At 58.5% G+C, this 13574-nt stretch carries 17 protein-coding genes and 4 pseudogenes; all 21 read left to right on the top strand.

The annotated features are described in order from the left end of the window. Positions 1-172 precede the first annotated feature (172 nt). Positions 173-388: pseudogene (locus tag AO277_RS28935) on the top strand (transcription termination/antitermination NusG family protein); the annotation flags it as partial. Between the two features lie 88 nt (positions 389-476). Then, a complete protein-coding gene (locus AO277_RS05095) occupies positions 477-689 on the top strand; it encodes a hypothetical protein (RefSeq protein ID WP_031599400.1) in 213 nt (70 codons plus the stop codon). Between the two features lie 27 nt (positions 690-716). Further along, a pseudogene (locus AO277_RS29565) lies at positions 717-1515 on the top strand (lytic transglycosylase domain-containing protein). Next, positions 1515-1850, top strand: coding sequence for a hypothetical protein (locus AO277_RS05080; RefSeq protein WP_031599242.1), 336 nt, complete (start codon positions 1515-1517; stop codon positions 1848-1850). The pseudogene AO277_RS29565 and the gene AO277_RS05080 overlap by 1 nt, the downstream one beginning before the upstream one ends. 12 nt (positions 1851-1862) lie before the next feature. Continuing rightward, positions 1863-2351, top strand: coding sequence for a VirB3 family type IV secretion system protein (locus AO277_RS05075; RefSeq protein ID WP_032074544.1), 489 nt, complete (start codon positions 1863-1865; stop codon positions 2349-2351). Beyond that, positions 2305-2640 carry a hypothetical protein gene (locus AO277_RS05070; RefSeq protein ID WP_099258802.1) on the top strand — a complete coding sequence of 112 codons (336 nt, stop codon included), beginning with the start codon at positions 2305-2307 and terminating at the stop codon, positions 2638-2640. The genes AO277_RS05075 and AO277_RS05070 overlap by 47 nt, the downstream gene beginning before the upstream one ends. Then, positions 2612-4855: a VirB4 family type IV secretion system protein gene (locus AO277_RS05065; protein WP_503434365.1), complete on the top strand. Its 2244-nt coding sequence runs from the start codon at positions 2612-2614 to the stop codon at positions 4853-4855. Before AO277_RS05070 ends, AO277_RS05065 begins: the two co-directional genes overlap by 29 nt. Further along, complete coding sequence (gene virB5 / locus AO277_RS05060) at positions 4852-5538, top strand: P-type DNA transfer protein VirB5 (protein ID WP_099258800.1); 687 nt, start codon at positions 4852-4854, stop codon at positions 5536-5538. Before AO277_RS05065 ends, virB5 begins: the two co-directional genes overlap by 4 nt. Before the next feature lie 32 nt (positions 5539-5570). Next, positions 5571-5924, top strand: a complete 354-nt coding sequence (locus AO277_RS05055; protein ID WP_053480219.1) for a hypothetical protein — start codon at positions 5571-5573, stop codon at positions 5922-5924. 10 nt (positions 5925-5934) lie between these two features. Then, positions 5935-6867 (top strand): TrbL/VirB6 family protein, encoded by a 933-nt coding sequence (locus AO277_RS05050; RefSeq protein ID WP_099258798.1) that lies wholly within the window; start codon positions 5935-5937, stop codon positions 6865-6867. Positions 6868-6940: 73 nt separating this feature from the next. Beyond that, positions 6941-7255, top strand: coding sequence for a hypothetical protein (locus AO277_RS05045; RefSeq protein ID WP_031598735.1), 315 nt, complete (start codon positions 6941-6943; stop codon positions 7253-7255). A 37-nt stretch (positions 7256-7292) separates the two neighbouring features. After that, positions 7293-8081 (top strand): VirB8 family type IV secretion system protein, encoded by a 789-nt coding sequence (locus AO277_RS05040; protein WP_044310928.1) that lies wholly within the window; start codon positions 7293-7295, stop codon positions 8079-8081. After that, positions 8071-8880, top strand: a complete 810-nt coding sequence (locus tag AO277_RS05035) for a TrbG/VirB9 family P-type conjugative transfer protein (RefSeq protein ID WP_099258796.1) — start codon at positions 8071-8073, stop codon at positions 8878-8880. The genes AO277_RS05040 and AO277_RS05035 overlap by 11 nt, the downstream gene beginning before the upstream one ends. Beyond that, positions 8867-10498, top strand: a pseudogene (locus AO277_RS05030) (TrbI/VirB10 family protein). Before AO277_RS05035 ends, AO277_RS05030 begins: the two are co-directional and overlap by 14 nt. A gap of 9 nt (positions 10499-10507) precedes the next feature. Then, the gene (gene virB11 / locus AO277_RS05020) at positions 10508-11566 is read left to right on the top strand and encodes a P-type DNA transfer ATPase VirB11 (protein WP_099258794.1); all 1059 of its coding nucleotides are present in this window, start codon (positions 10508-10510) and stop codon (positions 11564-11566) included. A 9-nt stretch (positions 11567-11575) separates the two neighbouring features. Next, the gene (locus AO277_RS05015; RefSeq protein WP_099258792.1) at positions 11576-11962 is read left to right on the top strand and encodes a hypothetical protein; all 387 of its coding nucleotides are present in this window, start codon (positions 11576-11578) and stop codon (positions 11960-11962) included. Beyond that, a complete protein-coding gene (locus AO277_RS05010; protein ID WP_099258780.1) occupies positions 11947-12312 on the top strand; it encodes a hypothetical protein in 366 nt (121 codons plus the stop codon). Before AO277_RS05015 ends, AO277_RS05010 begins: the two co-directional genes overlap by 16 nt. Positions 12313-12357: 45 nt before the next feature. After that, entirely contained in the window at positions 12358-12651 is a 294-nt protein-coding gene (locus tag AO277_RS05005) for a hypothetical protein (protein ID WP_099258778.1), read from the top strand. Between the two features lie 115 nt (positions 12652-12766). Further along, positions 12767-13000 (top strand): hypothetical protein, encoded by a 234-nt coding sequence (locus AO277_RS05000; RefSeq protein WP_257214188.1) that lies wholly within the window; start codon positions 12767-12769, stop codon positions 12998-13000. Then, positions 13000-13191: pseudogene (locus AO277_RS04995) on the top strand (type IV secretory system conjugative DNA transfer family protein); the annotation flags it as partial. The gene AO277_RS05000 and the pseudogene AO277_RS04995, both read left to right, overlap by 1 nt. A gap of 17 nt (positions 13192-13208) precedes the next feature. Further along, entirely contained in the window at positions 13209-13442 is a 234-nt protein-coding gene (locus AO277_RS04990) for a hypothetical protein (protein WP_044423988.1), read from the top strand. Positions 13443-13574: the final 132 nt, after the last annotated feature.

Here is a 13574-nt window from a genome sequence, read left to right as displayed (position 1 = left end):
ACGAAGGTAGTATGCCCGGCGCGTTGGAGACGGGTCTGCTTTGCCTTGGCTTTTGCCCGGCTCGCCCGTTTACGTTTTTTGGTCTCTGACGCCATGTGTAAGCCTGTGCTGAGGAGGGATCGACTCAATTTCGGCTATGATAACCGATTTCAAAATCCCACAATTTGCAGCCGCAGGCTGCCCTGTTCGTTCTAACCGTCAGCTTGACTGCATCGAGTTTCGTAATTTGCCGACAGAGCTGGAAAAAACGCTGCGTCTGATCATCGACATGAAATCTGATGCTGCGCGCAGAGCGGCTTTCCTTGCGCTGCTGGCCCAGGACGCAGCGCTGGAGCGCCTTGTCAGGCGCCACGGAACCCTTTGCTATTCGAGGGTACGTGCCGCCTAGGCATTACTACTTCCCACGATTTCCCATTTCACCGCCAGGTCTTGCCTGGCGGTGTTTTTTTGCGTTCTCACAGCCCTTAGGAGTTCCCATGGCGTCATCCGAAGATGAAACAACCACCAAGACAGTAAGCGTTTATATCCGCCCGGCCAGGGTGGAGGCGCTGAACAAAGCTGCGATACGGGTGAGCTATGAAACCCAAAGCTCCAGGCAGATTTCACCCTCGGAGCTCGCTCGCTACCTGATCGATAACTATTTGGAGCAGGCCGTTCAGGAGCTCATTGCAGAGGCTGCAAGAAAGTAGTCGTTCCGTAACTCAGGAGTTTTTAACATGCTCACCACCAGTGCCTTTCTGGCCCTGGCCATGCAATGCGCTCCCTCGATACACCCAGCCACGCTTACCCCCATCGTCAAGACAGAATCCTCCTTCAATCCCTATGCCATTGGCGTGGTCGGCAGAGTGTTGCCGCGTCAACCGCAAAGCCTGGATGAAGCTGTATTGGTGGTGAAGCAGCTGGTGGAGGAGGGCGCTAATTTCAGCATCGGCCTGGGCCAAATCAACCGGCAGCATTTCGATGTCAGCCGGCCTGAACCGGTATTTGAACCCTGCACCAACCTGCGCATGGCCGCCACTGTTCTTGAGCAGTGCTACGCAGTAGCCAGCGCCAAGGAGCCCAACCGGCAGGCAGCGTTGCACAAAGCCATTTCCTGCTACTACAGCGGCAACCCCAAACGCGGATTCAAGGCCGAGGCCGCTTTTGGCGGCAGCAGCCACGTGCAACTTGCACAAAGCCATTTCCTGCTACTACAGCGGCAACCCCAAACGCGGATTCAAGGCCGAGGCCGCTTTTGGCGGCAGCAGCCACGTGCAACGGGTGTTGGCCAATGCAGGCGGTACCACCGTGACGGTCCCTGCGCTGGAAGGCGGTTCAGCTGAGCCAAGTCAGCTCCAGCGCGCCCAGGCCCCGGCGTCCTCCGTTGATCCGACCTACGAAAGCTGGGACGTGCTGCGCCAGTACCCGCGTTATCTGCCACCTGCGCCACCGCCTGTTTCTGCTCCATCCGCTGCACCAGTAGTTCCGGCTTCACCCCCTGAACAACCCTCAAATCTCCCTGAAGAGGATCAATGATGATCAAACGTACCCTTGTGCCCAACAAAGGCGAACTCTGCATTTTGCTGGTGGCAGTGGCCTGCCTGCCCGGCATCGCCTCCGCTGACTGGCTGAGCACGTTGAACCAGTGGGGCAGCAATATCCGCCTGGGCCTTTATACCCTCGCGGGCACCCTGGGCCTGGTTTGCCTGATCTGGTCAGGTGCCCAATGGCTGATTGCTCGCTCCACGGGCGACCGCTCGCACACCTTCATGGACTACCTCGAGCAGGTTGGCGTGCTGCTGGTCGTTGGTGGGTCTGTGCTCCTCGGCACAGCGGCCTGGCAGGTGTTCGGCACCGGCGTGCCGGGTTGACCAGGAGCGCTTATGGCCGGTAACGAAGTACTCAAGAAACTGACCTTCGAAAGCTACAACGCGATGAGTCGGCCCGCGATGTTCTGGAACATCCCCATCATGCCGATGGTGGGCTTGCTGATGGGCGGCCTGGTCTTCGGTGTGGCCGCAACCTTCCTGCTGTCCTGGGTGTGGGGCCTGCTCGCTGCCGCCCCGTTCCTGATTGCCCTCATAGCCTTGAGGGTCGTGGGCCTGATTGATCCTCAATATTTGCGCCGCATCCGCTTTGGGCGGCGGCGTCTCTGGCTGAGCCTCAAGTACGGCAAACCGTTGTTGCTGACCCCCTTTAACCCACAATGGAATGAATTCTATGGCGCACGATTTTCACAAAAGCGTTATGCCCCCGGAAAAGAAAGCGCCATTGATGCGCTATCCGGTCCACGAACACATGGTGACCCTGCCCGGCAATCGCCTGGTGAGCCTGATCCAGTTGAAGGGGGTTTCCAGCGAAACCCGCAGTGATGACGAACTGGTCCACCTGTTTCATAACCTCAACCGCTACTTCCTGGCCTTGGGCAAAAAGGAAGGCAAGCACCTGATGCTGCAAACCTACATCACCAAGACGGGCATCGAGCTGGACACGCCGTACATCTTGCCGTTGCCCGCGCTCCAGGACTTCGTGGACGCCTACACCGCACCGTTTCGTAACGGCACCTTTTATCAGGTCGGGCATCGAGCTGGACACGCCGTACATCTTGCCGTTGCCCGCGCTCCAGGACTTCGTGGACGCCTACACCGCACCGTTTCGTAACGGCACCTTTTATCAGGTCGGGTACAGCATTGCCCTGATCCTCAAGTACCGCGAGGTGGATGAAGGTATCGAGCGTATGAGCGACCTGTTGTCACTTTCCTCTACGTTGCTGGCCGAATATGACCCGGTCATCATGGGCTTGGAGGAAAACGAACACGGCGCGCTGTTCTCGCAGATCGGGCGCTATTACAGCCTGCTGATCAACGGCCATGAAAAAGACGTACTGGTCAGCGATACCCGCCTGGGGGACGCGATCATTGATAGCGTCACCAACTTCGAAAACTACGATTTCGTCGAGAACCGTCCTAACCGAGGTGGCCAGCGTTTCGCGACGACCTTTGACCTGCGCGACTACCCCAGTGGCGGGACCTACCCCGGTATGTGGGACGAGGCCATCGAGCAGCAGTTCGAGTTCACCCTGGTGCAAACGTTTCTGTTCGAAGACCGTAACAAGGCCAAGGACAAATTCAAAAAGCACGTGGCGGATCTGGGTTCGGTCGAGCGCGATTCAAAGCAAACCGAGGAGCTTGAAAATGCCATCGAGGCCATCACCCTGGGCGACAAGGCGTTTGGTCGCTATCACGCCTCGCTGATCGTCTTCGGCAAGACCCCGGACCAGGCCATCGAGAACGGCACGAAAATGGCGTCGGTGTTTACGGTGCGTGACGCGACCTTTGTGCGTTCGACCATGAGCAACATCGACACCTGGTACACGCAGTTCCCCGGTGTGACCGAGGCCATGTACCCCATGATGAAATCGACCGAGAACCTGGCGTGCAGCTTTTCCCTGCACTCCACCCCCACGGGCAAGGTCAAGGGCAACCCCATCGGTGATGGAACGGGTGTGATGCCCGTGCTGACGGCCAACAAGGCGTTGTATGTCCTCAACGTGCACGACAGCCCGTCCGGTCAGAACAACCTCGGTGAAATGCTGCCAGGGCATGCGGTCTTCACGGGCCAGACGGGGGTCGGTAAAACCACCGCTGAGGCCACCCTGCTGACCTTTCTCAGCCGCTTCGATCCGCTGATTTTCGGCATCGACTACAACGAGTCACTGAAACACCTGCTGTGTGCATTGGGGGCCGAGTATTACACCGTGCAGCTGGGGCACTTCACCGGCGTCAACCCGTTCCAGTTTCACGACAGTCCGGGGTTGCGGCAAATGCTGTTTGACCTGGTGCTGTGCTGCGCCGGTGGTCCTGACAAGAGCAATGACGCTGACCAGAAAAGGATCAAGGACTCGATCGAGGCGGTCATGGCGCACACCAACGTGCGCAATCGCAGCATGTCATTGCTGCTGCGAAACATCCCCGAGCAAGGCGAAAACTGCTTGCGGACCCGGCTATCGAAATGGTGTCGCCTGGCCGGTGAAGGCCGTGTAGGGCAATACGCCTGGGTACTGGACTCGCCGGTCAACCAGTTCGATGCGCAGACCTACCGGCGTCTCGCTTTCGATTGCACGCAGTTACTCAAAAACAATTATGCCGAGAAACACCCCGAGGTCATGGAGGCGTTTCTGAACACGCTGTTCTACATGAAACGCGAAATGCACGAAGCCCGCCCCGGCAACCTCCTGCTGAATGTGGTGGCCGAGTACTGGGCACCGCTGTCCTTCAAGAGTACGGCAGACGCCATCCAGGAGGTTCTGCAAAGCGGACGCATGCGCGGGGAAATCCTGATCATGGACACCCAGTACCCCGAGCAAGCGCTGGCGACGAAGTATGCTCCGGCGGTCATTCAGCAGGTGATTACGCCCATCTGGCTGCCCAACAAAAACGCCCAGGCCGATAGCTACGCGAAGTTTGGCGTCAAGGGCAAGCTGTTCGACACCGTGCGTGCCATGGGGAAACTCAGCCGGGAAATGGTGGTGCAGCAGGGTCACCAGACGGTGAAGCTGAAGATGGAGCTGGGCGGCCCACTCAAGTACTGGTTGCCGTTGCTGTCGGCCACGGTAATGAACCTGGCAGTGGCCGAGCGTATCCGGCAACACCTCGGCACGACCGATCCCAAGGTATGGGTAGACGCATTCCTGGTGGCCGAGGCCGTGCGCCAATGGTTGAACACCGACGACCCCGCAGTGTGGCTGCCCGCGTTCGACTACGCCGACAACCTGCGCCAGTCCATGAACACGCGAGATGCACAGCGCTGGCTTCCGGCCTTTCAGAAAGCCTGGAAGGCCCTTCAGGAACACAACGAAATGGAGGTTTCATCATGAACAAACACGTGATGGCTTATGCGCTGAGCGCGCTCATAGTGACCGCCGCCCTGCCTGCTGCCCACGCCGCAGTACCAGGCGTTCCGGTCCTGGACCCCTCTACCCTGCTCACGCTGAGGGCGAATGCATTGGCCCAGGCCAAGCAGGCAATGGATGCACTGACCACGGCCAAGGACGCCATCCGCGAGACCGCGCAGCAGTACAACCACTACAAGAGCATCATCACCGGCAACGACATGCTGGGTGGGTTCCTGAACGACCCGGCCTTGAACAAGGTGATGCCCATGGGGGACTGGGCCGAGGTCTACGGCACGGCACGGGACATCGCCAGTTTGCGTGACCGCTACGGCTTAACCTCGGATAATGCCAGCGTGCAGCAGAAATTCGACCAGATGATGTCGGTTGCCGATGCGCTGGAACGCAATTACAACGCCAGTACCGAACGGGTCAAGAACGCCGATTTGCTACGGGCCCGGTTGAACGAGGTGACGACCCCACAGCAGAAGGAGGATTTACAGCTGCGCTACCAGCAGGAGCTGATCGAGCTGCAAAACCAGCAGATGCGGCTGGCCAACATGCAGATGCTTCAGCAGCAGCAAGAGAAAATGGAAAACGAAAAACGGGCCCAGGCGTTCCGTGATTACATGAACGGTAAAACGAGCGTTCGGCCCAGCTATGAGTGATTAACCAATAAATTCAAAAGGGAAGATGACCCATGTTTAAAAGAATGACCGCTTTTTCTTGCTTGGTGTTGTTTGCACTGGCGCTGTCAGGTTGCTTTGATGGCAAAGGGCAAGGGTTCGTTGGGCGATGGACTGGCGAAGACATGAAAAGAATGGGCAAGCCAACCTTTGTCATGGATATCTCAAAAGACGGAGAGATGTTTCACGTAAACCTTGAAACCACGGATGATATTTGGGGGAGTGGTAAAAGAGAAAAAGAGACGCAGCTATTTGAAGGTAAGGCAGAGTCAGACACCGTTTTAAGCATGGTTGGTGGTCTTTTAACCATGCGTTTGGAAGGCGATGTCGTCTATTTCGATAACACTACCTACACCCGAGTAAAATAACGGAGGCGGCATGGACGTAACAAAGATAGCCCAGACGTTGTTCAATTTCGTTGATGCCGCCCTGCAAAGCGCCCTGGTCACCGGGATGGCCAAGGTGATGCTGGGGCTTGGAGCGCTCTTCGGGACGATGTGGTTGATCCACTTCACGCTTCGCAACATGCAGTGGCTGTACCGGGGGATGAACGTTGCCTTCGAGGATGTGGCCAAAGAAATTATGAAAATGGCTGCCATCACCGCGTGTGCGTTCAGTGTGCAATGGTACGTACAAACGATTGTGCCCTTTATCACTGGCTTGCCCAACTGGATGGGGGGAATCTTGTCCGGCCAGGAGGGCGCGCAAACCAACCAGATCGACAGTCTGATCGTTGTTTACAGTGCCAACCTGAAAGCCCTGATAGGGGCCATGAACTTCAATATCTTCGCAACCAGTTTTTCTAAAGTTTGGCTGGGTATTCAGGCAGTGGTGTTTTATGTGCTGGGAGGTATCCCGTTCTTACTGGCTGCCGTGGCTACGCTGTTTGTCCTGAAAGTATCGACGACGGCTATCGTGGCGGTAGGACCTCTGTTTATCGCCTTTCTGCTGTTCGATCAGACCCGGCAGTATTTCTGGGGGTGGGTTGCAGCCATCGCAGGCTTTATGTTGGCTCAGGTGTTGATATCGGTCGTGCTGGCTATCGAGATTGGTTTTATCAACACCGTGATGATAAAAAATGGCGTCATAGACACCACCCTGGAGGGGAATCTCACCATCCTGATTGTCTTCTGCACGTTCACAGCGCTTGTGATCGAACTGCCTCAGCAAGCAGCCTCCATCATGGGCGGTGGCCCCTCCGGAGGCGGAATGATCAGTAAAATTACAGGATTTGGTGCTGCAAGAGGCATGACTCGTGGTGCCGCCGCCGGCATTTCCAAACTGCGGAGGGGACGCAACAACATCAAATAGCACACCGATTTATCGTTACCGGCTACATCCTCTCCCTACTCGCAACACCCTCGCTTCTCTCAGGTACTCCACTATGAATGTCAAACTTGCTTTGAGCGGGCTGCTTTCGGCTGCCTTGCTGTCAGGGTGTGGCTCTGCACCCAAGCTTTCCGAACCGGAAGGGCAGTGGGAAGACATGCCCTTCACCCACAAGCCTGCACCTGTACCAGCCGCCGTGATACCGGCTCCGCGCCCCTTGCCTGGCCGGGTACAGCCAGCGGCAAGCCCCGCGCCCCAGGCCCAGCCGCTCAAGACCACCAGTCAAAAGCGCCCGGCAACCGCCGCAAGCGCCTCCCCGGCAAAGCCCGCGGAGGCCCCGCCCAACGACTCCAAATGCTCCGCGAACTGATCCGCGAAGCACGTGTATGTCCAGGTTTAGGTGACTTATGAGAAAGCTACGAAAATCCAAACAGGACGTGATCGAGCAGGAGCGGCAACTGGCCGCCCGTACCAGCATCGACGCGGCCACCGCACAAGACATCAGCCTGGCTGAACAGGCATTTATCCATGCAGCGCGGTATTTCGAGAAGAACATCGCCGCCGACGAGAAGGCCAAGACCAAAAACGCCCGTCGCCTGGCGGGCTTCTTCGGTGTGCTGACCTTTATGTCCATCGCCGCCGTGATGGGCCTGACCCCGCTCAAGACCGTGCAACTTGGCCTGGTACGGGTAGACAACAACTCCGGCTACACGGACGTGGTGTGGGCCGATGACAAAGGCAAGCCACCGGAGCAGATCGATGACGAGTTCTGGCTCTCGGCCTATGTACGGTTTCGCGAGAGCTACAACTTCTCAAGCCACGACGCAGAGTTCGGCATGGTGGAGCTGATGTCCTACGGTGAAACGTTTACCGAGTACCGCAACTTCCAGTTGTCCTCCAAGGGCTATCTGGAAGTGCTGGGGACCAACCGGCAAATCCGCACGGATATCAACAATATCAACTTCCTGGAACGCAAAGACCGGGAAGGCACCGCCCAGGTGCGGATCACCAAAACCGTGCTGGATCGCAACGGCACGCCTGATCCTCAGTTGGCCCCGGTGACCTGGGTGGCGACGGTGACCTACGACTACAAGAACCCTGCCAAAAAAGCCGGTGACCAATGGCTGAACCCCCGTGGTTTCGGGGTCAAGGCCTACACGATGACCCAGGAAGTGGGGGTGTCCAATGGGAAATAAAGCAGTTTCCAGCTTCGCCACCTTGTTACTCCTGACGTCCGGCCTGCCGGTCTTGGCCGAGAGCCTGGGCACCGGCTCGGCACTGGACCGGCGGGTGCAGACCGCTGTTTACAGCCCGGACAACGTGTACCGCATCCAGGCCTCGGTGGGCCGTACCTCGCTGGTACAGCTTCCGGCCAACGAGACCATCAACGAGGCGTCAGGCCTGATGGTGTCAGGTGATCCCAAGGCCTGGTCCATCGGTCCGAACAAGGCCGGTAATCTGGTGGCCATCAAACCCATCACCGACCAGGAGCCCAACACTAATCTGGTGATCAACACCAACCGGCACACCTACCTGCTGGAACTGAAACTGGTGACTCGGGCTGCGGACATGACCTACGCGCTGCGCTTCACCTACCCGGAACCGCCGAAAAAGTCCGGCGCGGTACGCCGTGACCCCGGCAACCCGTGCGACGGCCCGGTGCAAAACGGCCCCTATCAGAAGCGCTCCAGTTCAGAGAGCCGGTCCATAGCGCCGTATGAGGGCTGGGACAACGGCATGCTGACCTGCTTCCGTTTCACCGGCAACGGGCCGCGCCCGGTGCTGTACCAGGTATTGCCCGATGGCACCGAAACCCTGGCCGACGCGCACAACGAACAGAACGTGGTCGTGGTGCATGGGGTCAGCCGGCTGTTCCGGTTTCGCCTGAACAGCCTGCTTGTAGAGGCCCGGCCTACTGCCCAGGTGAACACGGGTTACAACTTTAACGGGACCACCACCGGCGAGATTCGGGAGCTCAAGCATGCAGAACAATGACCAAACTCCGGAGAGCACCCCAGGGCCGGACAGCATAGGGCCGCCCGAACCCGCAGCGTCCACAGCAGCAGCGCCGGAACAGGCACCGGCCTCCGAGCCTGCCAGCACCCAGGCCCGTGGGGCCTTTGACGTGCGGACCAAACGCACAGGCGATGCCCAGAACAAGAAGACCCTTTACCTGAGCCTGGCCGCGCTGGGGTTGGTGGGGCTGCTGGGTATTGTCGTGCTTTGCTACGCCACCATTTCCCGGATGAAAACCACCGGCTCCGAGGTCGATGAAACCCACGTCAAGAAGGACGCGACCCTGGACGTGAATCTGGGCAGCGACGACAGCATGAAGAAGGCTCGGGAGGCCAAGCTGGCCGCTGACAAAGCCGAAGAGGACAGGAGAGCCCGCGCTGAAAGAGACCGATTGGCGAAGGAGGAAAAGGATAAAAGGGACGCCAATCGCGGATCGACCGATCAGGGACATGCCGCCAGTGTGCTGCCACCGCCCGGCCAGAACCCGCCCGTGGAACTGACCCCCCGGCAACGCAAACTGGGCGCTGCAATGTTCGTCACTTCGGAAGATGCGCTGGGCACCGGCGCTGCGGACACTCAGCCGCAGCAGCCGACCAACGATCAGCCCTCACTGCCGCCTTCATTACTGGCTGACGTTCAGGGTGGATCGAGCAACGGTTTGGGTGGTGAATCGTCCACCCGAAAACGCAGCAGTCTGAGTGACCTGGGCGGCACCACCTTTGCCCCGGCCAAAGCGTACCTGGCACCGAATCGCAAGTACCTGGTCAGCCACAACACCTACACGCGCTGCGCGTTGTACAACGAAATCATCAGCACTCACCCAGGGCTGGTGGATTGTCGTCTGACCGATCCGCTGTATTCCGCCGATGGCTCCACGGTGATTGCGGCGGCAGGTCCCAGGGCTGGTGGATTGTCGTCTGACCGATCCGCTGTATTCCGCCGATGGCTCCACGGTGATTGCGGCGGCAGGTGACAAGCTCACCGGTGAACAGACGGTTGAGGTTGGGCCAGGCGAAACCAGCGTGTTCACCACCTGGACCGAAATCGAAACCCAATCGGGTGTGCGGGCCAAGCTGGACAGCCTCGGTGCAGGCCCTATGGGGGCCAGCGGGACCGAAGCCTGGATCAATCGTCACTACATGCAGCGCTTCGGCGGTGCGGTGATGTTGTCGTTCATNGCAGGCCCTATGGGGGCCAGCGGGACCGAAGCCTGGATCAATCGTCACTACATGCAGCGCTTCGGCGGTGCGGTGATGTTGTCGTTCATCCAGGACGCGCTCCAGGCCGCGTCCAACACGACACAGAAAAGCTCGGGGTCTGGAGGCTACACGGTGAACAACAGCGAGCAGAACGTGGAGAGCATGGCCAACAAGGCGCTGGACAGCACCATCAACATTCCGGACACCGGACNCAGAAAAGCTCGGGGTCTGGAGGCTACACGGTGAACAACAGCGAGCAGAACGTGGAGAGCATGGCCAACAAGGCGCTGGACAGCACCATCAACATTCCGGACACCGGACACCTGCTGCCGGGCACCGTGATTACCGTCATCGTGGCCCGCGACATCGACTTTTCATCGGTTTTCGAGAACCGCTAAGGAGTATTCATGACGCAAGAACCAGATCACTCCCAAGACCCAGAGGAACAAGGGCTGACCGAAGACACGCTGGTCCTGGACTTTCTCGACCAGGCAGGCGTCACCGAGCGCCTGAATCGCCCCGGTACCCAGGACGTGGCCATTAACCGGCCCTTTGAAATCTGGGTAGACGGTCCAGACGGCTGGGTGCGCGAGGACGCGCCCTGGCTCACCTACAGCCTGTGCTGGCGGCTGGCCAACGCGCTCTGTGCGCTGAACTACCGCGTGCTGGCTCCTCATTCACCGATTCACACCGTGAAATTGCCTGGCGGGGAGCGGGGGCAGATCGTCATGGCACCGGCGTGCGAGGAAGGCACCCTGTCGATGACGTTTCGCAAACCCTCCTTGCTGCGCTTCACCCACAAGGATTACGTCAACAGTGGCCGCTATGACCGGGCCCAGGCCATCGCTTCACCGGTGCTGACCCTCAAGCCCTGGCAGTGCGACATGAAGGACGCTCACGCTGCCGGGGACTTTGACCCGTTCATGGAAACTGCCGTCGCCCATCTCCAGAACATCATCGTGTTCGGCGGGCCCGGGTCGGGTAAGACCACCTACGGCAAGACGCTGATCGACCTCTTTCCGGCTCACCGGCGCATGGTCACGATCCAGGAATCACTGGAAGACTCCCTGCCCTTTCATCCCAACCATGTGCATCTGCTTTATAGCGATGTGGTGACGCCCAAAGCCCTGGTGGCCAGCGCGCTACGGATGAAGCCTGACCACCTGTTCCTGGCCGAGCTGACCGGGGATGAGGTGTGGCACTTCATCGAGATTCTGAACACCGGCACCAAGGGCACCGTGACTACCGCGCACGCCAACGACAGTGAAGCAGGCTATGCCCGTGTATGCGGTCTGGTGAAGCAATCGGAGGTCGGCAAGGGCCTGGACTACGCTTACATCGAACGCCTGGTCCGCACCTCGTTCGATGTGGTGGTGTACATGGAAAAGACGGACATCCTGGAAGTGCATTACGAACCTGAACACAAGCTGGCCCTGCTCAATGCTCAGCGTCAACGAGCTAAATAGGAGTGTGTCATGCGGTTGAAACGGATTTTTACTCGGATGTTTGCAACACGCGGTAGCGATAAGCGCGTAGCAGAAAGGCCCAAGCCACCCACGCAGCCATACGTTCTGCTGCTCAATTACTCACAGTTCTACGCAGTGGCCGAAGCCATCCAGATGGATTACGTCACCTTGCACAACAGCATTACGCGCAACCCTGCACGCGGCCTGGAGAAAGCCCTTGTAGAACGCGAGCGGCACAACCGTGATGCATTGGGGCAAGTGTTCACGATGATCGAAGCGATCCAGCCTTATCCGAGGACGTTAGCAGCATTCGAGGCGGCACGTGCTCATGTTCAGGAGGCCGAGCACACGCTCGTAAGGCAGGGTGATAGGAGACGTTTATGTGGTGGAGACTGACATTACTGGTCATCGCATTGATGCTGGTGTTCTTCGTGGCAGGCCTGTACGCAGGGGGTGCGATGTTTCTGCACCTGACCCAGGGTCACTTCGCGGGCCTGTCCTGGGACACGCTATGGGAGGCCCGCAAGCTGCCCTGGCATGACCGGCGAATGCTGTACGTGCCCTGGTCATGGTGTGTGACGGCAGCCCTGACGTTCCTGCCGGTCGGCGTTACGTTGATGGCCGTTTTCGTGCGCCTGAAGCCCAAGACCTCGCTGCACGGTGATGCCCGCTTTGCCAACGACCGCGAGTTGCGCCAGTTCGAGTACCAGGGCGAGTACAAGAACACCAGTAAGGCCCGCAAGTAGGCTTTACGCTCACTGCATGCATTCAGACAACAGACGAGGCATTCGATGACCACCGAAAAAGTGTTCGCAAAAAGTGACGCCACCGGAAGCGATGAACAGGAGATACGCAGCGAATGGGAATACCAGTTCGCAGAGACTGAAGATATTCCAGCCGCAGCGCTGGAGTATTTGCTGACAACCGGCGGCGACGCGCATGAGATGCGCAGCGAAGACCAGGCCAATCTGGAGCAGCTGGCTGCGGACCAGGCAGATGATCCACGCCGTAAGTTAGCTAAGGAATACCACGTCATGGATGCCGATCAATTGCTACTCGGATTATTGAGGGGACTGCGCAAATAAATAGCCACATCGCCCCCTGATACACCCGCATTTTCAGACCCTCCCCATGCAACGCCACACAGTCAGCTACCAGCCGCCTGGCGTTTGGCTGTGCCTACTCAAAGGAAATATGACCATGAATGTACGTACCGCACTGACCCTGTCCGCAGTATTCATGCTGTCCCTGACTGGCTGCGCCACCCCGTCCCAGGTGGATCGACAGACGAACCAGCTCGAAGTCATCAGCGCCTCGCTCGAGCAGATTCAGGCCAACCAGCAGCAGTCCATCGAGCTGCAAAAACTCCAGGCTGATCTTCAGCAGCAAAGCAACAACGAACAGACGCTTCAGCGTCAAGCAGGGGGCCGCTGATGGCTAAATCCAAACCCATCAGCCCGGACAATCCCCAAGAACGGATCGAGGAGCACCCCGCGTTCCTCTTGGGCAAGCACCCCTCGGAGGATTCGTTTCTGGTGGCTGCTCCGCCGGGTTCCGGCAAGCCCGTAGGGGTTCTTATTCCCAATTTGCTCCGTTATCCCGATTCGGTTGTCGTCCACGATCCCATCAAGGATTCCAAACTATGAACGTTCGTACCGCACTGACCCTGTCCGTTGTGTTCATGCTGTCACTGACCGGCTGCGCGACTCAGTCACAGCTTGATCGACAGACGAACCAGCTCGAAGTCATCAGCGCCTCGCTCAATCAGATTCAGGCCAACCAGCAGCAGTCCATCGAGTTGCAAAAACTTCAGGCTGATCTTCAGCAGCAAAGCAACAACGAACAGGCGCTTCAGCGTCAAGCAGGGGGCCGCTGATGGCCAGAGCTAAATCCAAACCCATCAGCCCGGTGAACCGCCCCGGGTTTCTCGGAGACCCTTTTGTTTGAGTCATGCCACCTGGGCAGACTCGGTGAGTTGCTGATAATAGATTGCTTCTGCCTCGACCGG

Source organism: Pseudomonas amygdali (assembly GCF_002699855.1).
GTDB classification, from domain to species: domain Bacteria; phylum Pseudomonadota; class Gammaproteobacteria; order Pseudomonadales; family Pseudomonadaceae; genus Aquipseudomonas; species Aquipseudomonas amygdali.
The sequence above is the reverse complement of the archived record's forward strand: the minus strand, read 5'-3'. Positions and strand labels throughout refer to the sequence as shown.